Annotated in this window: 16 protein-coding genes; 11 read left to right on the top strand and 5 right to left on the bottom strand. The window is 62.6% G+C overall.

The window, feature by feature from the left end:
• The first annotated feature begins 124 nt into the window (after positions 1-124).
• The 5 genes from EOB59_RS02530 to EOB59_RS02510 all read left to right on the top strand — a co-directional run bounded on the left by EOB59_RS02530 (position 125) and on the right by EOB59_RS02510 (position 5,533).
• Positions 125-982, top strand: a complete 858-nt coding sequence (locus tag EOB59_RS02530; protein WP_127808145.1) for a family 16 glycosylhydrolase — start codon at positions 125-127, stop codon at positions 980-982.
• Between the two features lie 67 nt (positions 983-1,049).
• Positions 1,050-2,381 carry a UDP-glucose/GDP-mannose dehydrogenase family protein gene (locus EOB59_RS02525; RefSeq protein ID WP_127808144.1) on the top strand — a complete coding sequence of 444 codons (1,332 nt, stop codon included), beginning with the start codon at positions 1,050-1,052 and terminating at the stop codon, positions 2,379-2,381.
• A gap of 92 nt (positions 2,382-2,473) precedes the next feature.
• Complete coding sequence (locus tag EOB59_RS02520) at positions 2,474-3,916, top strand: GMC family oxidoreductase (RefSeq protein ID WP_127808143.1); 1,443 nt, start codon at positions 2,474-2,476, stop codon at positions 3,914-3,916.
• 13 nt (positions 3,917-3,929) lie between these two features.
• Complete coding sequence (locus tag EOB59_RS02515; RefSeq protein ID WP_127267655.1) at positions 3,930-4,379, top strand: hypothetical protein; 450 nt, start codon at positions 3,930-3,932, stop codon at positions 4,377-4,379.
• 74 nt (positions 4,380-4,453) lie between these two features.
• Positions 4,454-5,533: a glycosyltransferase gene (locus tag EOB59_RS02510; protein ID WP_127267654.1), complete on the top strand. Its 1,080-nt coding sequence runs from the start codon at positions 4,454-4,456 to the stop codon at positions 5,531-5,533.
• Positions 5,534-5,551: 18 nt separating this feature from the next.
• On the opposite strand, the gene EOB59_RS02505 is transcribed toward EOB59_RS02510, so the two are convergent.
• Both EOB59_RS02505 and EOB59_RS02500 read right to left on the bottom strand, forming a co-directional pair.
• Positions 5,552-6,574 (bottom strand): phosphoribosyltransferase family protein, encoded by a 1,023-nt coding sequence (locus EOB59_RS02505; RefSeq protein WP_127396117.1) that lies wholly within the window; start codon positions 6,572-6,574, stop codon positions 5,552-5,554.
• 52 nt (positions 6,575-6,626) lie between these two features.
• Positions 6,627-8,123, bottom strand: a complete 1,497-nt coding sequence (locus tag EOB59_RS02500; protein ID WP_127808142.1) for a lipopolysaccharide biosynthesis protein — start codon at positions 8,121-8,123, stop codon at positions 6,627-6,629.
• A gap of 188 nt (positions 8,124-8,311) precedes the next feature.
• On the opposite strand from EOB59_RS02500, the gene EOB59_RS02495 reads away from it, so the two are divergent.
• The 6 genes from EOB59_RS02495 to EOB59_RS02470 all read left to right on the top strand — a co-directional run bounded on the left by EOB59_RS02495 (position 8,312) and on the right by EOB59_RS02470 (position 16,012).
• Entirely contained in the window at positions 8,312-9,484 is a 1,173-nt protein-coding gene (locus EOB59_RS02495; RefSeq protein ID WP_127270877.1) for a glycosyltransferase, read from the top strand.
• 40 nt (positions 9,485-9,524) lie between these two features.
• A complete protein-coding gene (locus EOB59_RS02490; protein WP_128287568.1) occupies positions 9,525-10,520 on the top strand; it encodes a glycosyltransferase family 2 protein in 996 nt (331 codons plus the stop codon).
• Positions 10,520-11,470, top strand: coding sequence for a glycosyltransferase family 2 protein (locus tag EOB59_RS02485; protein ID WP_128287567.1), 951 nt, complete (start codon positions 10,520-10,522; stop codon positions 11,468-11,470). The genes EOB59_RS02490 and EOB59_RS02485 overlap by 1 nt, the downstream gene beginning before the upstream one ends.
• Positions 11,460-12,428 carry a glycosyltransferase family 2 protein gene (locus EOB59_RS02480; RefSeq protein WP_128287566.1) on the top strand — a complete coding sequence of 323 codons (969 nt, stop codon included), beginning with the start codon at positions 11,460-11,462 and terminating at the stop codon, positions 12,426-12,428. Before EOB59_RS02485 ends, EOB59_RS02480 begins: the two co-directional genes overlap by 11 nt.
• A gap of 74 nt (positions 12,429-12,502) precedes the next feature.
• Entirely contained in the window at positions 12,503-13,399 is an 897-nt protein-coding gene (locus EOB59_RS02475) for a UTP--glucose-1-phosphate uridylyltransferase (RefSeq protein WP_127269746.1), read from the top strand.
• A gap of 225 nt (positions 13,400-13,624) precedes the next feature.
• On the top strand, positions 13,625-16,012 hold the full coding sequence (locus EOB59_RS02470) for a polysaccharide biosynthesis tyrosine autokinase (protein WP_127811275.1): 2,388 nt from the start codon (positions 13,625-13,627) through the stop codon (positions 16,010-16,012).
• Between the two features lie 76 nt (positions 16,013-16,088).
• On the opposite strand, the gene EOB59_RS02465 is transcribed toward EOB59_RS02470, so the two are convergent.
• The 3 genes from EOB59_RS02465 to EOB59_RS02455 form a co-directional block, all read right to left on the bottom strand.
• A complete protein-coding gene (locus tag EOB59_RS02465) occupies positions 16,089-16,847 on the bottom strand; it encodes a metallophosphoesterase family protein (protein WP_127395428.1) in 759 nt (252 codons plus the stop codon).
• A 245-nt stretch (positions 16,848-17,092) separates the two neighbouring features.
• The gene (locus EOB59_RS02460) at positions 17,093-18,175 is read right to left on the bottom strand and encodes an acyltransferase (RefSeq protein WP_128287565.1); all 1,083 of its coding nucleotides are present in this window, start codon (positions 18,173-18,175) and stop codon (positions 17,093-17,095) included.
• 113 nt (positions 18,176-18,288) lie between these two features.
• Positions 18,289-20,196: a propionyl-CoA synthetase gene (locus tag EOB59_RS02455; protein ID WP_128287564.1), complete on the bottom strand. Its 1,908-nt coding sequence runs from the start codon at positions 20,194-20,196 to the stop codon at positions 18,289-18,291.
• Positions 20,197-20,322 lie beyond the last annotated feature (126 nt).

The following is a 20,322-nucleotide window of genomic DNA, read 5'->3' as shown; positions in this document are numbered from 1 at the left end:
ACAGATTTGATGCAGAGCGGGAAGCAATCGAGAGGGTCACAGGGGAGGTCAAGGTTGGCCCGTTCAGGAGCGGTTCGCACGTCGACTTTGGGTTGGGGACACACAGCGCAAAGGTGAGTTTGATATGAAGTCGAATCCGAAACCTACGACAGCAATTGACGCGCCGCCTCTCGCATATCGGACCGGACAAGCCGCCTGGCGACGGCTGGGGTCGCTCGGTGCGTTGCTGCTGGCTGCTCTCGGCGGTTTCCTGGCAACCCCTTCCTACGCCCAGGAAATTCCGACATCGCCGTCCTTCGTCGATGATTTCAAAAGCTTCGATCGCGCGCGCTGGTATGTTTCCGACGGCTGGAACAACGGCAGCCATCAGAATTGCACCTGGTCGAAAGGCATGGTCGAACTGTCGAATAATGTGCTGTCGCTCGGCTTCGAAAAGCAGACGCTGAAGGATCGCGACTACGTCTGCGGCGAGATACAGACCAAGCAGCGCTTCGGCTACGGCACCTATGAGGCACGGCTGAAGACCGATACCGGCTCCGGCCTCAACGCGGCGTTCTTCACCTATATCGGTCCCAGCGACAAGCAGCCCTGGGACGAGATCGACTTCGAGGTGCTGACCAAGGACACTTCCAAGGTGCAGGTCAATGCCTATATCGCGGGCAAGGGCAAGAACGAGAAGCTGGTCGACGTGCCTGGCGGCACGGAGAACGCCTTCAACGACTACGCCTTCGTCTGGCAGAAGGACAGCTTGCGATGGTACGTCAACGGCCAGCTGGTGAACACGATTACCGACCCGGCGAAGCTGCCCAGCCATGCACAGAAGATATTCTTCAGCTTTTGGGGCAGCGATACGATGAAGGGTTGGATGGGAGCGTTCGCGGATCCGGGCCGCAAGCTTTCCCTGCAGATCGAGCGGGTTGCCTTCACGGCGCTCGGCGAACCCTGTCAATTTCCGGAATCGCTGGCATGCAGTGTAAAGTAGTTGGGAAAGTCGATTTGAACCGGCGGGACCGAAAACGGTCCGCTGCCTTGCATGGGAATGAAACCGAATGAATTTGACGGTGTTTGGAATTGGCTATGTCGGCCTCGTGCAGGCTGCGGTCCTTGCCGAAGTCGGGCACCAGGTGGTGTGCGTCGACATCGACGGCGCCAAGGTCGAGCGGCTCAACCAGGGCCTGGTTCCCATTTTCGAACCCGGTTTGGAAAACCTCGTTAAGGAAAACCATGCCGCCGGCCGCATCAAGTTCACCACCGATGCCGCCGCCGCTGTCAGGCATGGCGAGATCCAGATGATCGCGGTCGGCACGCCGCCGGGCGAGGACGGCTCGGCCGATCTCAAATATGTGCTGGCCGTCGCTGAGACCATCGGCCGCGAAATGGACAAACCCAAGATCGTCGTCGGCAAGTCTACGGTGCCGGTCGGCACCTGCGAAAAGGTGAAGGCCAGGATTGCCGACACGTTGAAGAAAAGAGGCCGCGAGGACCTGGCTTTCGATGTCGCTTCGAATCCCGAGTTCCTCAAGGAGGGGTCCGCGGTCGCCGATTGCATGAAGCCGGACCGCATCATCGTCGGCACCGACAGCGAGGACACCGAGGCTGTGATGCGCGAACTCTACGCGCCGTTCAACCGCAACCACGAGAAGATGATCGTGATGGACGTGCGAAGCGCCGAATTCACCAAATATGCCGCCAACTGTATGCTGGCGACCAAGATCAGCTTCATGAACGAGATGGCCAATTTGGCCGAACAGCTCGGCGCCGACATCGAGGAGGTCCGCAAGGGCATCGGCAGCGATCCCCGCATCGGCTACCATTTCATCTATCCGGGTCTGGGTTATGGCGGTTCGTGCTTCCCCAAGGACGTGCGGGCGCTGATCAAGACCGCCGAAGGCGTCAAATTCGACGCCAAGCTGCTGCGCGCCGTCGAGGAGCGCAACAACGCACAGAAATCGGTTCTCTTCGACAAGGTGGACCGCTATTTCAAGGGCAACCTCAAAGGCAAGACCTTTGCGCTCTGGGGCCTGGCCTTCAAGCCCAACACCGACGACATGCGTGAGGCGCCGGCGCGCGTCCTGATGGAAGCGCTCTGGAAGGCCGGCGCCAATGTGCAGGCCTATGATCCCGAGGCGATGCAGGAATGCCAGGCCATCTACGGGTTGCGCGACGACCTGCTTCTGTGCGGCACCAAGGAGGCAGCGCTGCGCGGTGCCGATGCGCTGCTGATCGCCACGGAATGGAAGAGCTTTCGCGCGCCGTCCTTCGATGCGGTAAAGGATGCGCTGATTACGCCGGTCATCTTCGACGGCCGCAACCTCTATGACCCCAAGGTCATCGCCCGCCACGGCATCGAATATCACTCGATCGGCAGAATGGCGGCATGAGACTAGGCCCTGGCAGACGGATGCAATACCGGTCCGCACATGGCCTGCGGGCGCTGGGACTGAGCGCGTATTTCTGTGTGGAGTTGTAGCCGATGGTGCTGGACGTAAAGCCGGAGCAAATCACCAAGGATCATTTCGATCTCGTAGCGATCGGTTCCGGCTTCGGTTCGGCCTTCTTCCTGCACGAGTTCGCCAAGCGCCGAAAGGCACGCATTCTGGTGCTGGAGTGGGGGCGCCACAACACCCATGAATGGCAGCTCGAGCAGAACGTCAACACCGACATCGAAGACGAAACGACCTACAAGACCAATTCCAACAAGCCGTGGAACTACACGATCGGACTGGGTGGCGGGACGAACTGCTGGTTCGCGCAGACGCCAAGATTTCATCCCAATGATTTCCGGCTGAAAAGCACCTACGGTATCGGCAATGACTGGCCGATCAGCTATGACGACGTCGAGCCGTTCTATTGCGACGCGGAAGACATCATGTCGATCTCCGGCGATCCCGACATGGCGGCGATGCTGCCCCGCTCGAAGCCGTTTCCGCAACCGCCGCATCGCATGTCGACACCGGACAGGGTGATGAAGGCGGCGCAGCCCGGCCAGCACTTTGTCATGCCAACCGCGCGGGCGCGGCTGCCGACATCACAACGCACCTCGTGCTGTGCCAATCTGCGTTGCTGGCTGTGCCCGGTCGACGCCAAATTCACCGTCAACAACGGGTTGATGCACGTCTTCGAGCATCCCGACGTCTCGGTCTGCCTCGGTGCGGAAGTCCGCCGGCTCGATCACGTCGGCGGCGCTGTCCGTTCGGTCACGTTCCGCCATGACGGCAAGGAATACCAGGTCAGCGGCGATCTCTTCATTCTCGGCGCCAATGCCATCCAGAGCGCGGCGATCATGCTGCGATCCGGCCTGGGCGGCGAGTTCGTCGGCAGCGGCCTGCATGAATCCTACGGCTGGAATTTCGAGGTCTATCTGGACGGCGTCGACAATTTCGATGGCAGCACCATCACCACCGGCCTGAATTTCGGCCTCTATGATGGTCCTCACCGATCGGAGCATGCGGCGGCACTGGTCTATTTCGAGAACCGCTGGCAGCACGGACTGCGTGCCGAAAAAGGGCGGCTACGCCAGGCGCTGCCGCTTGTCGTGGTCACCGAGGACTTGCTCGATCCCGAGAACTTCGTCACGCTTGACGAGGATGAGAATGCCTTCGTCAGCTTCAAGGCGCCATCGGACTATGCGGTGAAGGGCATGGCGCGCGCTCTGGAGAAATTGCCTGGCCTTCTGGCGCCGCTGCCGGTCGAAAAGCTCTTCGACCGCGGCATTCGGCCGAGCGAATCGCACGTCCAGGGCACGCTGAGGATGGGTACGGGCCCAGCCGATTCGGTCATCGACAGCGGCATGATCCACCACCAGCTCAGAAATCTGGTCGTCGTCGGCACCAGCACCTATCCGAGCTGCTCCTGCGCCAACCCGAGCCTGACCGCGGCAGCGCTGTCCTTGCGGGCGGCGAGCCGGATCGCGTGAAAGGAGGTATCGCATGATCGAGATTTCCAGACGCTCGGCCCTGGCCGTCATGGCTGGCGGAGTGGTTTCGACAGGGGTCGCCTACGCCGCCGTTTCCTCGTTCTCGGACGAGGATCTGGTGCGCGTCACGCTGGAAAAATACCTTGGCAAGTTGAACATCCGCATCGAGCATCTGCAGCAGTTCGTGCTGGCGTTCCGCAACAGGAATCCGTGGAACTTTCCAAGCGAAAAACTAAGCGACGCCGTCACGCTGGTGGAGGAACTCAAATTGGGCGCAGCACGCCGCCTGCTGCCCGAGCGGAAGCGGGAAGATCTAGTGCATTTCGACCGCTGGGTGGTCGCCGAATTCCATATGCTGACGGACTATGCCTGGCGCAGTTCGCCCAACGACCCGATCCGATTTACCGGCTGGCAATCGTGTACCAATCCCTTCGCCAATCTGGAGCCGCCGAAACTTGCCTGACGTCGAAAGCGAGGCGGCGGACTTTGCCTGTTGTCTCCGAGCAAGGAATACGAGATGCGACAAGGAGCCCGATCATGAAAGTTCTCTTTGCAGGCGGCAACGGCTACCCGCCCGAGTTCAGCGGCGGCGTTCAGTCGAGCACGCATCATCTGGCCGAACAGCTGATCGAGCACGGTCATGAAGCCGCTGTGCTCGCCGCCCTGTTCGGTGATGGTGTCTTCGGCTTCAAGGCGCGCGCCAAGATGAAGCTGCTGCGGCAGCCGGCGGTTGTCGACAGCTATCCCGGCTATCCGGTGGTGCGGGCCTGGTTTCCCTGGGAAGCAGCGGGCTATGCCGTCGACAGGCTGAAGCCCGATGTCGCCGTGGTCCAGTGTCACAAATCGGTTCCGATCGGCAAGGCGCTGCAGGCGGAGGGCGTGCCTCTGGTCGTCTATCTCCGCAATGTCGAGTTCCATGAACTGGGCGGCGATCTGCGCGAATTGCATTCCGCGCTTTACATCGCCAATTCTGACTTCACCGCACGTACTTACAGACAGGAGTTCGGCATCGAGGCGGTGGTGATCCCGCCAACCATCAACCCGGCGCACTACTCGACGCCGACGACGGGCCAGTTCGTCACGCTGATCAACCCTTATGAGGAAAAGGGGTTCGAGCTCGCGGTGCGGATCGCCGGCGCCTGCCGCGAAATTCCATTCCTGTTCGTCGAAAGCTGGAAGCTCGACGACGATCACCGGGCGCGGATCGAGCAGACGATCGCTCCCTTGGGCAATGTCGTCCTGGAGAGCCGCACCAGCGACATGAAGACGGTCTACGGCCGCACGAAGATCCTGCTTGCTCCCAGCAAGTGGGAAGAGGCCTGGGGCCGCGTCGCGTCGGAGGCCCATTGCAGCGGAATCCCCGTTGTCGGCTCGCGGCGCGGCGGTCTGCCCGAAGCGATCGGCTCCGGTGGCGTGGTGCTGGATTATGATGCACCGCTGGCCGACTGGGTCGCGGCCGTCAGGCGGCTGTGGAACGACAACCAGGAATATGACCGGCTTTCCAGCCTCGCCCGCAGCTTCGCCGGGCGCCCGGAACTCGATCCCGATCGCCAGTTCATCACCTTCTTCTCGATACTGGACAGGGCCATGCAGCAACGCGCGCGGCAGGCGGCCTGACGGCGCCGCCTGAGCAGGTCAGGCCGGGCGTTTGACCCGGCTTTTCAGCGTCTCGTAGCCGCGGGCGCCAAGCAGCGCGCGGGCAATGGTCTTGGCGGCGCTTTTGCGGCCCTCTTGCGACTTGATCTGCCGCAGCCTTGCCGGCAGGTTTCTGGCCGCCTGGCCAAGTGCCGGCAGCGACAGCGTGTTGGGAAAGCTGACCATATGCGTTTCGACGCACAGCACCGGCTTGCCTGACAGTTCGGTGATCCTCAGCGCCTGTTCGTGCTCGCTCTCGATGAACAGGATGGCATCGGATTTGCGGTAGAAATCGGCCTTGAAACTGCCATGCGCGCCGAGCCGTTGCCGTTCCGCCTTGCTCGGCAGATCGAGCATGATCAACTGGTCGTATTTGATCTCATGCTTGGCGAGCCATGCCTCGGTGAGCGCGCGGTATTTCTCCAGCCGGCTGGTGACCAGCCAGCCGATCCTGTGGGTCGCGACATGGAGCGGCCGCGCTTCGCTGAGGAATTGTTCATAGGCCGGGCCGTCGTCGTTTTCCGCCTCTGTCGGATCGAGGCACAGCACGCCGTCAATGTCGACGCAGCATTGCGCCAGGAATTTATGATGCATGAAGTTCCACTGGAACATGCGCGGATGCGGCACGACTTCGAAGACGAGGTCGGTTTCCTGGTGCTGGGGCTCAAGGCCGAACACGGCGGCAAAGGTGAACTCCGCCTTGATGCCCGCAGCCTGGATGCGGGCGCGTGCGTCACGCATGGCGTTGCCGCCGGCGACGCTGTCGTCGATCACCAGCACCTTGCGCATCTCGGAAACCTTGCGGTCGAGAGCGGCACGGCGCTTGGTGACGCCAGACGTATAGATACGCCCTTCCAGGAAGCTGTCGAGATCGGTCATCGGGATGTTCGCGGCAAGGCTGACCAGTGTCGCTGCCAAAACGCCGCTTCTCGGCACACCGACCACCAGGTCGATGTCGCGCGGCAGCCGGTGCAGGCCCCTGACGATGGCGTCGTTCATATCGGAGATCGATCGGTAGTGCATGGTTCAGACCTGGTCCTGGAGGAGATGTCGGTAGCAGTCGAAGACGCCCAAATTATTGCGCTTCGCGCGCCGCCGCCGCAGGCAGCCTTGCCGGCAGCATCTTGAGGGCCTCGCGCAAGGCTTCGCGGCCGGAGGCGAATGCCAGTGCGATGACGATGGTGATGAGGTAGGCGAGCACGGCGCCGCTGGCCAGGGCGACGACATGCTGCTGCGGCAGCGCTGGCTTGATGAACCAGATGCCGGCCAGTGCCAGATGGGCGCCAAGCACGAACGGCGTTGCCGCGCGAAGTACATGGTGCGCCTGAAGCGGCCCGCTCTTGCCGACATAGAGCCACAGGAACGGCGTCCGCAGATATTCGCTGATCGCATAGGCGATCGCCACGCCCAGCGCGCCATAGGGCAGGCCGAGCATGAAGGCCAGCACCGACGTCACGGCCGTTATGATGCCCCAGCGCATGAAATCGCCGGAGCGGCCCTGGCTGACGAAAAGCCACCCCGCCGGATTGTTGAGCGGCTGCAGCAGCCCGGCAAAGCCGAGCGCCAGGAAAATCGAGGCGCTTGCGCGCCATTGCTCGCCGAGCACGAAGGGGATCAGCACATCCGACATCGCGGTGGCGAAGGCGACGCCGGGAAGCGCCACCAGCAGGATCAGCGGCATGACGCGCAGATAGGCGCTGCGGTAGCGATCCGGCTCATCCTTCAGCCTCGAAAGCGCCGGAACCATCACCTTCGACAGCGGGTTGGTGATCTGGCTCAGCGGAAACAGAAGCAGCTTGTAGGCGCGGTCATAGAGGCCGAGTTGCGCCTCGCCCCAATATTTGCCGATCAGCACATTGTCGAGGTTGCGGGCAAAGAAATTGGCGAAGTTGAAGCCGGTGATGCCGGCGCCGAAATTAATCAGCTCGCCGATGCCGGCGACCTTGCGCGGCAGGCCCGGGCGCCAGCGCGAGCTCGCCCAATAGCAGAGCGTCGGCAGCACGGCACCGGTCAGCGTGCCGGCAAACAGGGCCCAATAGGAGCGATCGATAAAGGTCCAGGCGATCGACACCGCAAGCCCGGCAATGGCGCTGGCGACGTCGACGACGGCCAGCCGGCCGAACTGCATGCGGCGCGTCAAGAGCGCCAGATGCTGGGCGCCCAGCCCATAGGCCATGATCTGCAGCCCGAACGCAGCCACCAGGCCCGTCACGCGCGGCTCGCCGTAAAAGGCGGCAACCAGCGGCGCCGCACCCGCAAGCACGCAAGCCAGGATCGCGCTGACCGCGACGTTGATCCAGAAGAGGTAGTTCACCTCCTCATGCCGGATGCCCGACTTCTGGATCGTCGCCTGGGTCAGGCCGAAATCCTGGAACAGGGCGATAAAGGCAAGCACCGGCGCGCACATCGCCACGACGCCGAAATCCTGTGGCGACAACAACCGCGACAAGACGATGACGGACAGGATCTGTGTCGCGACCCGCACCGACTGCGCCATGGCCGTGACAACCGCGCCGCGCCCAACCGATTTGCGCAAGGAGCCTTCTGGCGGATCGAATGCATTGGCTTCCAAATTCAGGATTCCTGATTTTTTTTTACGTGGATTTCCGAGCCCGAAAATCCACGACCGCCGCCGACCACAAACTACGGCAATAATTTTGCAGTGCAACAGAAAACGTGGGCCGCCGCACCAAAAATGTTGCGATGCAGCAAGACCTGTACTAGCATTCCCTCGGGTGGGCCAACAGCGGTCGAGTTTTTATGCTGCATGTCTTGTACCTTGTGCACGACGTTTCCGACCCGGCGGTGCGCCGGCGGATCACGATGCTCAGGGCAGGTGGGGCCCAGGTCACTTTGGCCGGCTTCCGTCGCACCGCGAATCCGATTGCGGATATCGAGGGACTGCGGCCGATCGACCTCGGCGCGACGCGTGACGGGCGATTCGGCCAACGCCTCGCGGCCGTCGCCAAAGCAGCCGTTTCGATAGGCTCGAAGCTTGGCGGTATGCCAAAACCGGATCTCATCATCGCGCGCAACCTGGAAATGCTGGCGCTTGCCCGCCGCGCCAGGTCAGCCTTCGGTGCATCGGTTCCGATCGTATACGAGTGCCTCGACATTCATCGGCTTGTGCTGCGCAACGATGTCCTGGGCAAGGCGCTGCGCGCCACCGAGCGCTTTCTGGCCAGGGATGTGAAGCTGCTGGTGACCAGTTCTCCTGCCTTTATCGCCAATTATTTCAAGCCGTTCGGCCAGGTTGCGGCACCCATCGAGCTGGTCGAAAACAAATATTTCGAGGCCGCGACGATCTTGCCCGGCGCTCCGGAGACTGAAGAGAGCCCGGTCGGTCCGCCATGGCGGATCGGCTGGTTCGGTGCGCTGCGCTGCCGACGCTCACTCGAGCTGCTGGCCGATTTCTCCCGCCGCATGGAGGGCCGCTTCGAGATCGTGCTGCGCGGCCGTCCGGCTTTGTCGGAATTCCCTGACTTTCACGGCTTTGTCGAAGCCGAGCCGTGGCTGTCGTTTCTCGGGCCCTACCGCAATCCGGAAGACATGGCGGCGATCTACAACGATGTCCATTTTTCGTGGGCGATCGATTTCTTCGAGGCGGGGCAGAACTCCGAATGGCTTCTGCCCAACCGGCTCTATGAAGGCTGCCGCTTCGGAGCGGTGCCGATCTCGATGGGCAACACCGAGACCGGGCGGTTCCTCAAACAGCAGGATATCGGCGTGCTGTTGCCGCAAGCGTCGCCCGAAGCGCTCGAAGCCGTGCTCGGCAAGATGGAGGAGCATCGCTTCGCCAGGCTGAAGGAGCGCGTTCTGGCCCGCAATCCGAGGACCTGGAGCTACGATCGCAGCGATTGCCGGGCGCTTGTCGAGCGGCTGCGCAGCCTGACGGCCGTGCCCGGCTCCTTTGCCGCCGAGGCATTGGCATAGGATGGCCAAGGATGGACAGAGGCAAGATGGACAGAGGTTGATGACGCAGACCGAAAGACCCTCATCCAGCCTGATCGTCATTCCGTGCCTGAATGAAGCCACCCATATCGGTGCGCTGCTCGATCAATTGCGGCCCGCGGCCGCCCGGCTTGGCGCCCGGATCATCGTCGCCGACGGCGGCAGCACCGACGGCACGCTTTCCATCGTCGAGGATGTGATTGCCAAGGACCCGCGGGTTATCCTGCTCCACAACAAGCGGCGCATCCAGAGCGCGGCGATCAATCTCGCCGTCGGTACCTTCGGCGATGGTGCCGACTATCTCATCCGCATCGATGCGCATGGCGGTTATCCCGACGATTATTGCGACCGGCTGGTCGAGGAAGCTCTGGCTACATCAGCGGATTCGGTTGTCGTTTCGATGCTGACCAGCGGCAGCGGTGCCGTGCAGAAGGCGGCCGCCGCGGCGCAGAACTCCAAGCTCGGCACCGGCGGCTCGAAGCATCGGCATCTTTCGCAGGGACAGTGGATCGATCACGGCCATCATGCACTGATGCGGATATCGGCATTCGGCGCCGTCGGCGGCTACGACGAAGCGTTCAGCCATAACGAGGACGCCGAGCTCGATTATCGCCTGCGCAAGGCCGGCTACAAGATCTGGATGAGTGGCAAGACGCAGATGGTCTACTATCCGCGCACCTCGCTCTCAGGCCTCTATTTCCAGTATCTCGGCTACGGTCGCGGGCGTGCCAAGAATGTGCTGAAGCACCGCGTCATCCCAAAGATCCGGCAGATGGTGCCGCTGGCGGTCTTCCCGGTGGTTCTTCTTGCGGCCTTCTCCTTCGTGCATTGGATTGCGGCAGTGCCTTTGTTGCTGTGGGTGTCGGTGTGCCTGGGCTACGGGCTGGTGACGGCTATCCGCCAGCGCAAGGCTGACGTTGCGCTGGCCGGTGTCTCGGCCATGGTCATGCATCTTGGCTGGTCGGTTGGCTTCTGGCTGCAGCTTCTCGGCCTCGGCTCGCGACGCGGAGTGGCCTGATGGCGGCGTCGGCAAAGAACCGCAGCATCGACATCGGCGTCTGCACGTTTCGCCGGCCGGAGCTGGCTGACACGCTGCGCTCGCTCGACGCCATGGAGATGCCGGCGGGATTCGATATCCGCATTATCGTCGCCGACAATGACGACACCCCGACGGCCCGTGATCTGGTGGCGGCGCTGTCGCGGGAATTGACGGTGCCGATCCACTATCGGCATGCCCCGGCGCGCAACATCTCGATCGCCCGCAATGCCTGCCTCGATGCGAGCACAGCGGATTTCGTCGCCTTCATTGATGACGACGAGACGGCCACGCCTCGATGGCTCGCCGAACTGGTCGCGATGGCGCAGCAAAGCGGTGTCGCCGTCGTGCTCGGCCCGGTCAGGGCGCGCTATCGCCCGGATGCGCCGGACTGGATGCGGCGCGGCGATTTCCATTCGACCTTGCCCGTCTGGGTACGCGGCGAGATCCGCACCGGCTACACCTGCAATGTTCTGCTGCGGATGGGCTCGGACAGCCTGCGCGGCCGCCGCTTCAGCCTGGCGCGTGGCCAGACCGGCGGCGAGGACACCGAATTCTTCGACCAGATGCACAAGGCCGGCGGCCGCATCGCCTTCGCGCCCGAGGCGTGGGTCGACGAGGTGGTGCCGCGCTCAAGGGCGGCATTCGAATGGCTCGGCCGCCGCCGCTTTCGCGTCGGCCAGACGCATGGCCATCTCCTGGGCAGTAGCGCCAGCGGCATCGGCCTGGTCAAGCAGGTCGGCCTGGCCTCGGCAAAGGCCATCTATTGCTTCGCCTCGGCACTTCCGGTCGTCGTCAGTCCAGTCCGCAGGAACCGCAGCGTGCTGCGCGGCATTATGCATGTCGGTGTCGTCAGCGGCCTCGTCGGCATCCGCGAAATTCGCCTCTATGGCCAGCCGTCGCCACAGGAGGGAGGCAAACGTGCAGCCTGACGTCAGCTCTGTCCCGGATGTTTCCTTCGTTATTGCCGCCTACAACGCCGAGGCGACCCTTGATCGGGCAATTGCCAGCGCCATCGCCCAGAAGGGTGTCAGCGTCGAAATCATCGTCGTCGACGACAAGTCGCGCGATGCGACGCTCGACGTGGCGCGGGCCTACCCCGGGGATATCGTCCGTGTCGTCGCCCTGGCCAGCAACCGCGGCCCCGGCGGCGCCAGGAATGCCGGCCTCGACGCCGCCCGAGGCAGATGGATCGCGGTTCTCGATTCCGACGACGCGGTCTTTCCCGGCCGGCTCGCAGCCATGATCGCTCGTGCCGAAAGCGCGGATGCCCAGATCGCCGTCGACAATCTGCAGGTCGTTCGCGAGGACGGCGTCATCGAGGACGCGATGTTCCCGCGGCAATATCTGGAAGGCTTGCGCGAGATTTCGCTGGCCACCTACATCGCCGGCAACGTCGTCTTCGAGTCCAAGTTCAACCTCGGCTATCTCAAGCCGATCTTCCAGCGCGAGTTCCTGAACGAAAACCGGCTTCGCTACGACGAAAAGCTGAGGATCGGCGAAGACTACATCCTGTTTGCCGGCGCCTTGGCCAGGGGCGGAAAATGCGTCGTCGAGCCCGATATCGGCTATGCCTATCATATCCGCAGCGGCTCCATCTCGCGCGTGCTCGAGCTTCACCACGTCGAAGCGATGCGCAGGGCGGATGCCGTGTTCGCTCAAACCCATCGGATGGATGAGGCCGCGCAGGCCGCGTTCGCCCGGCGCGGCCGCAGCCTGCGCAAGGCGGCATCGTTTCTGTCACTGGTACAGCACATCAAGGCGCGGTCCCCGCTCAAGGCGATCCGAACAGCGCTCAGCGACCCGGCGGCGGTCAGGCATATGGGCATGCCGATCGCCGTGCGGTTGCGAAGAATGGCGGCACAATTTGCCGTTGGGGCGGGGAGGTGAAGATGCAGGCACATGGAGGGATTTTTCGTGGCCTGTGAATGGACTGAAGTCGATCTCCTCAGAAGGAATTTGCGATGAAGAAAATCAGGAAGGCCGTGATACCGGTGGCGGGGCTTGGAACAAGATTCCTGCCGGCGACCAAGTCGATGCCAAAGGAAATGCTTCCCGTGGTCGACAGGCCTGTCGTGCAATATGCGGTGGACGAGGCCTTCGAGGCGGGCATCGAGCACATCGTCTTCGTGACCGGCCGCAACAAGGCGGTGATCGAGGACTATTTCGACCTGCATCCGGAATTGATCGGCACCCTGGAGCAGACCGGCAAGAAGACCCAGTTGGAGGCGCTCGAAAGCATGCTGCCTGTGGCCGGTGCCACCAGCTTCATCCGCCAGCAATCGCCGCAAGGCCTCGGCCATGCCGTCTGGTGCGCGCGCGAGGTTATCGGCAATGAGCCCTTCGCCTTGCTGCTGCCGGACATGGTGTCCTTCGGCGGGCGCGGATGCCTCGCCGAAACCGTCGAGCTTTATGAGCGCACGGGCGGCAACGTGATCGCCGTCGAGCGTTGCGAACCGAGCGAGACCAACAAATACGGCATCGTTGGCCGTGGCGCCGAGATCGGTGGCGGTTTCGAGGTGACGGCCATGGTCGAGAAGCCGGCGCCGGCCAATGCGCCGTCGAATTTCTACATCAATGGCCGCTACATCCTGCAGCCCGAGATTTTCGCGCTTCTGGGCAATCAGCAGCGCGGCGCCGGCAACGAGATTCAATTGACGGACGCCATGGTTCGTCTGTCGAAGGATCAGTCGTTCTTCGCCCAGCCTTTTAAGGGTCGCATGTTCGACTGCGGTTCCAAGGAAGGGTTCATCCAGGCCAACATCGCCTTCGCGCTGGCGCGCGACGACATGAAGGGTCCGGTTTTCGAGATGCTTCAGGAGTTCGTCCGGTCGCATGAACGCCAGGAAGAAGCCGCATAATGCCCATCTTTCGGGAGCATGGTCAGATGGCCGGCGAAGAGGGGCCGGCAGGTTCTCGCCGTCTGGCACGACGCTTGCTTCGCTTCTGGCGATGCTCCCGATCTTCGAGGCGCCTGCAAGCCAAGGCATGATCCCGGAAAGTGGGTCCCGGTTTCCGGAAAAGATCATGTTGAAACAGTGAGATAGAGTCCATTGCGATGGACCGGCTCTAGAATTGGACCGAAGATGAATTATGCCAACTTTCCTCTCGACAAGAGGATGCCATTGCCGAATTCGGACGCAGGAGACGGCGAAGACTTCATCGATATCGAGCGGCTGCTTGGCATGGCCGCACGGCAGGCCAAGGTGGTTGCCGTGTGTGCCGTCATCGGTCTCTTCCTGGGCTTGCTCTATTTGCAGACGACGCCGCCTAAATATCAGTCGGTCGCCAGCGTGCTGATCGATGAGGGCTTGAACAAGATTGTCGACGACATTTCGGCGACGTCGACAACCATGCAGACCGATTCGGCGATCCTGAGCCAGATCGAGATCCTGACCTCGACGCGGCTTGCCGCCGTGGTCGTCGACAAGCTGAAGCTCGACCAGAACGACACATTCATGAATCCGCCCCAGTCGGCGCTTGCCCAAGGCATAGGCCTCATCCGCGGCCTGATCCAGTATGTCCGCCCCAACTCTTCCATGCCGGGTGGCACTGACTTCAGCAAGCTCGACCCGGCCGCCCGCGATGCGCTGATCGCCACGTCGCGCCGCGACTACGCGATCCTCAAACTGCAGAACGAGATCCGTGCTGAACGCATCGGGCGAAGCTACGTCATCGCGCTCGGCTATCAGGCGACGGACCCGGCTTTGGCAAACGCGATCACCAAGGCCTACGCCGATGCCTATCTCGCCGATCAGCTCGACGCCAGCTTCGATGCCACCGAGCGGGCTGCGGTCTGGCTCCAGGGCCGGTTGACGGAGCTGCGCCAGAGCTCGCAGGCAGCTTCGCTTGCGGTTGAGAAATTCAGGGCCGAACACGGGCTGGCCGCCAACAGCGATGGCCAGCTGATGAGCGACAAGCAGCTTTCCGACCTCAACGCCCAGCTTATCGTGGCGCAGGCCGACACCGCGCGCGCCAGCGCCCGCTACCAGCAGTACAAAGCCATTGTCGACAGCGGCTCCGAAAACGCCTTCAAGGATGCCGCCATATCGAGCGACCAGCCGAGCAGCTCGGTCATATCGGCGCTCAAGACCCGCTACCTCACGGTGGCCAAGCGTCTGCAGGACGTCGAGGCGAATTTCGGCCCCGAGCACCCGCAGGCGGTGGCTCTCTCCAAGGAGAAGGCCGACATATCGACGCAGATTTTCGGCGAGCTGAAGCAGCTGACCGAAAGCTATCGCAACGAATATGAGGTGGCGCAGGCACGCGAGACCGCGCTCCGGGCCAACGTCGCGGCCGCACAGGGCAAGAGTTCCGTCGACAACCAGACGCAAGTCAAGCTGCGTGAACTCGATCAGCAGGCGACGGCGCTCACCACGCTCTATCAGACATTCCTCGGCCGCTATGAGGAAGCTGCGCAACAGCAATCCTTCCCTGTCGGCAAGATCCGCATCATCTCCGACGCGTCGATGCCGATGGCGGCCTCGAGCCCGCGCACCATCGTCGTGCTCGGACTTTCGCTGGTGCTTGGCCTGCTGATGGGCGCCGGCTTTGGTGGGCTGAACGAGTTCAACGAACGCTTCTTCAGGACCGGCGAGGACGTGCGCGACCGCGTCAACCTGAAATTCCTCGGCTATCTCCCGACGATCGGCGGCAAGCTCGGCAAGGACGAAAAGCCGGGCGAGACCCAGGTAGACGCCAAGACCACCCAATCGCTGTCGGCGGCCGAAAGGCGGGCGCGCATGCGGGTCAGCATCGATTCTCCAGCCTCGATGTTCTCCGAAACGCTGCGCAGCGCCAAGATCGCCTTCGACGTCGTGATGGAAGGGCAAGGCAGCCGCGTCATCGGCGTCATCTCGGTGCTTCCCGGCGAAGGCAAGTCGACGGTCGCGGCAAATCTCGCCGGCTTGCTCGCCGCCAATGGCTCCAAGACGCTGCTGATCGACGGCGACTTGCGCAATCCCGGCCTCAGCCGGGGCCTTGGCATGGAAACCGAGCAGGGCTTGATGGAAGCGGTGGTCAGTGGCCAGACCTGGCAGTCCGTCGGCAAGATCGACAGGCAGACGAAGCTGGCGATCATCCCGGCGGTGCTGCGCGGTCACTTCTCGCATACCAGCGAACTTCTCTCCTCGGCCGGCATGCGACGCTTCATCGAGAACGCCAAGGAGACGTTCGAATACATCGTCGTCGATCTGCCGCCGCTCGGACCGGTGGTCGACGCCAAGGCTTTCGCGCCGTTGGTCGACGGTTTTGTCCTGGTCACCGAGTGGGGGCGCACCCCGCGCGCGATGGTCAGGTCGATGCTGGAATCCGAACCCTATGTCGCCAACAAGATCGTCGGCGCGGTGCTGAACAAGGTCGATTTGAAGAAACTGGCCAAATACGGATCGTTCGGCGGCTCGGAAAAATTCTTTGATAAATATTCGAGCTACTATCTGGAAAAGTCGGAAGTGCGCGGCAAGGCGCCGGTGTGACGTCGACCGTTGCGCGAGTGGACCCTCTCTGAAGTGTATCGATCTTCAGGTCAGCACACCTGAATATCGATGCGCGTCAGGAGAAGATCAGCCTGCCTTGCTTGTCGGCGATCCTGACGGCGGTCAGGCGTCCGCTCTGGAAGGCGGCTGTGTCGATGCCGAGCCGGCGCCCTTCGAGCTTCGGGACGTCCACCGGAGTATGCCCGTGCACCACCCAGCGGTCGAGCAGGTGCGTTGCCTCGAAGAAGTCCGAACGGATGTTGGCCAGGTCGTGGTCGGTTTGCGCCGCAAGGTCGACGCCGGGCCTGATGCCGGCGTGGACGAACACGAACTTCCGCGAACGGACCATGATCGGCAGCCCGCGCAGGAAGCTGACGTGATCATCTGGAATGATCTCCCTTATGCGTCGGTCGATCTGCGCGCTGCTCCCGTAGAGGCTGGCGAGGCGCGCCGGATCGATGCCATAGGAAAACAGGGTTTGCAGGCCGCCCGTCGCCAGCCAGGGCTCGCGGGACAGATTTCCGTCGAGATAGTTCAGCATCGCCACTTCGTGGTTGCCGGCAAGACAAATGCGCTGAAACCCTTTCGGCGGCGGCGCCAGGAGGTGATCCAGCACCCGCGCCGACTGAAGCCCCCGGTCGATGTAGTCGCCAAGCATGACGATGATCTTGCGGCTCTGGAAGCGAAGCGAATCGAGCAGGATCTTCTGCTCCAGGGCACGGAGTTCCTTGTAGCAGCCATGCACGTCACCGATCGCATAGACGACGGCGTCCTGCATGTCGATATCGAGGCGCGCACGCGCCGCGATGCGGGGTTTTCGCTGGAACAGGTTCACGTGCAGGGCGTCTCGAGGCAAGCTCTCATACGGAAGGCATAAGTGCCTGTTATCATGCCCGAAACGGAGAATTCCGCAATCGTGGAAAATGCAGCCCCGCCGGGTCGGGACCGCAATGCATGTCGCTCAGAAATGAGCTTGGTCTTGGGAAAACGATCTGTGGAAACAAAGGCCTGAAGCGGGCCTGAATCGCTCAGGCGCGACATGCTTTAGGTCGGCGGCCGGCCCGGTCTGCCGGATCGTCGTCAGGCTGCCTTGAGCCGATAACGGAAAACGGTGTGGTCGAGCAGCAGCCGGATGCGTGGTTCGGCCTCGATCGCCACCAGCCAGCTTGCCGCGATCATCGTCGCGCCGACGACCGCCATCGAGAACAGATGTGGCAGACCGGCGCGAACCAGGATGCCGAGCAGGGCCGCGCCGACGACATCGTGCAGCAGGTAGAGCGGGTAGGTCAGCAGCCCGATCCGGCGCCAGCCGCTCCAGGAGAGGTCGAGCCGCAGCGACCATGCCATCAGCGCGATGCCGATGAGGAAGATGAGGATCGGCGGCGCGAACGGCATATCCCGCCCGACCTTCAGGATATGAACGTCGACTGAACTGGCGATCTGCAGCACACCACCGGCCAGGAACAGGGCGCAGAAGGCAAGTCGGGCGCCTGTCACCGCCTTGATGCGCATCCGCCACAGCATGACGCCGGTGGCGAAGAAAACGCCGTGATGCACCAGCAGCAGGTCGAGTGTGCGTGTTTCGGCAAGATCGGCCCAGCCGAGCGGGTAGTAGAGGCACCAGAACAGCGTGCTGACCAAGCCGATGGCGACGGCCACAATCTCCATCAGATGGAAGCGGCCAAAGCTGAGCAGGATCCAGACGATGGCATAGAAGGCGATCTCGATGCCCAGCGTCCAGTAGACGCTGTCCACCCAAGGCGCGTACGGAACGAACAGGCCGGTGCGTAGGAGCCTGATGACGGCATCGGTCGGCCAACTGAGCCCGACAAGCAGCAGCACCAGCGCGGTGACCGGTGCGCAGATCCAGACCGCCGGCGCCAGCCGTTTCACCCTTGCTTCGAAAAACTGCAGGGGTGTCGACCTTTCGGCGCTGAAGGCGATGACGAAACCGCTGATGACGAAGAAGATCTGGACGCCGACCCAGCCGGATTCGACCCAGGCGCCTATTGCCGGCTGCGGGGGAACGCCGCCCGTGGCGCGCGCCGAAACACCGTCCGGATACGCCCACACCCAGAAGCCATAGTGGTAGACCATGACCATGACGGCGGCGAGAAAGCGCAGGATGTCTACGCCACCAAATGTAATCTTCTGCTGAGCCATGCGACCTTTGTCGATGTCCCCCCGCGAACGACTTTAGGGTGCATTGCTGCGTCGCACAATAAAAGTATTGCTTGCCGATCGAAAAGGTCGTCCGCGGCCCACCCTTCAGTGGCTCAAAGTCCGATTCCGCGTTCCTTCAGGGCCTTGGTGATCTCGTCGAGGATGACCGGATCGTCGATCGTCGCCGGCATGGTCCATTCTTCCTTGTCGGCGATCTTCTGCATGGTGCCGCGCAGGATCTTGCCCGAACGCGTCTTGGGCAGGCGCTTGATCGTCACCACCGTCTTGAAGGCGGCAACCGGGCCGATGCGTTCGCGCACAAGGCCGACCACTTCATTCTCGATCAGGCCGACGTCACGCGTCACACCCGCATTCAACACCACGAAGCCCAGCGGAACTTGGCCCTTCATGGCGTCGGCAATGCCGATCACCGCGCATTCGGCGACATCGGGATGGGCCGAAAGCACCTCTTCCATGGCGCCGGTCGACAGCCGGTGGCCGGCGACGTTGATGATGTCATCGGTGCGAGCCATGACGTAGAGATAGCCGTCCTCGTCGACCATGCCGGCATCCGCCGTCTTGTAGAAGCCGGGGAACTCGTCGAGATAGGCTTGGCGGAACCGTTGATCGGCATTCCACAGCGTCGGCAGGCAGCCGGCCGGCAGCGGCAGTTTGATCACCACATTGCCCAGCGTGCCCCGCTGCACCTCATGGCCACCATCGTCGAGCACGCGGATGTCGTAGCCGGGCATCGGCACGCCGGGCGAGCCGTATTTCACCGGCAGCAGGCCAAGGCCGGCGGGATTGATCGTCATCGGCGAGCCGGTCTCGGTCTGCCACCAATGGTCGACCACAGGCACATTCAGCTTCTGCTCCGCCCATTTGATGGTTTCCGGGTCGGCGCGCTCGCCGGCAAGAAACAGCGTGCGGAACCTCGAGAGGTCGTATTTAGCAATGAACTCGCCCTTCGGGTCCTGCCCCTTGATGGCGCGGAACGCGGTCGGTGCGGTGAAAAGGGCTACGACACCATGCTCCGCTATCACCCGCCAGTAGGTGCCGGCATCGGGCGTGCCGACAGGCTTGCCTTCGAACAGGATGCTGGTGCAGCCATGCAGCAGCGGTCCGTAGACGATGTAGGAATGGCCGACCACCCAGCCGACATCGGACGCCGCCCAGAACACCTCGCCCGGCTTGACGCCGAACTCGTTTTCCATCGTCCATTTCAGCGCGACCATATGGCCGCCATTGTCGCGCACGATGCCCTTGGGCTGGCCGGTCGTGCCCGATGTGTAGATGATGTAGAGCGGATCGGTGGCCAGCACCGGCACGCAATCGACATTGGCGCCCGCTGCCCGTTCGCGAGCGACGGCATCGGCGTAGTCGATGTCGAAATGCTCCTTCAACTCGCAGCGCAACTGGTCGCGCTGCAGGATCAGGCAGGCGTCCGGCTTGTGGCGGGAGATCTCGATCGCCTTGTCGAGCAACGGCTTGTAGGCAACGACGCGGCCCGGCTCCAGGCCGCAGGATGCCGAAATGATCAGCTTCGGCCTGGCATCGTCGATGCGGGTGGCAAGCTCATGCGAGGCAAAGCCGCCGAAGACCACCGAATGCACGGCGCCGATGCGGGCACAGGCGAGCATGGCGATGGCCGCCTCGGCCACCATCGGCATGTAGATGATGACGCGGTCACCCTTGCGAATACCACGGTTCTTCAGCACCGAGGTGAGTGCAACCACCTCGCGCTTCAACTCGGCATAGGTGAACTTCCTGATCGTTCCCGTGATCGCGCTGTCATGGATCAGTGCGATCTGGTCGGCGCGCCCGCCGGCGACATGGCGGTCGATGGCGTTGTAGCAGGTGTTGCAGGTGGCGCCGGTGAACCAGCGGCCATAGACGCCAGCCGTGGCGTCGAACACCTTGTTCCAGGGCGAATACCAGTCGATGGCGCCGGCTGCGTCCGCCCAGAAGCGTTCCGGGTCGCGTTTCCAGCCTTCATAGACCTCGTGATAGCGTGAAGCCATCCATACCTCCCCAGGAATGATTTTCTTCCCTCCAGATAGCGCGCTCTACCCTTGGCCGCAAATGCACGCCATTGTACGGCCGATATCGACCTGGCGCTTGGGGGCAAGCAGCTATGAAATTGCGAT

It is taken from the genome of Mesorhizobium sp. M7A.F.Ca.MR.176.00.0.0, assembly GCF_004023165.1.
Lineage (GTDB): Bacteria > Pseudomonadota > Alphaproteobacteria > Rhizobiales > Rhizobiaceae > Mesorhizobium.
This window is presented reverse-complemented; position numbering and strand designations above follow the sequence as displayed.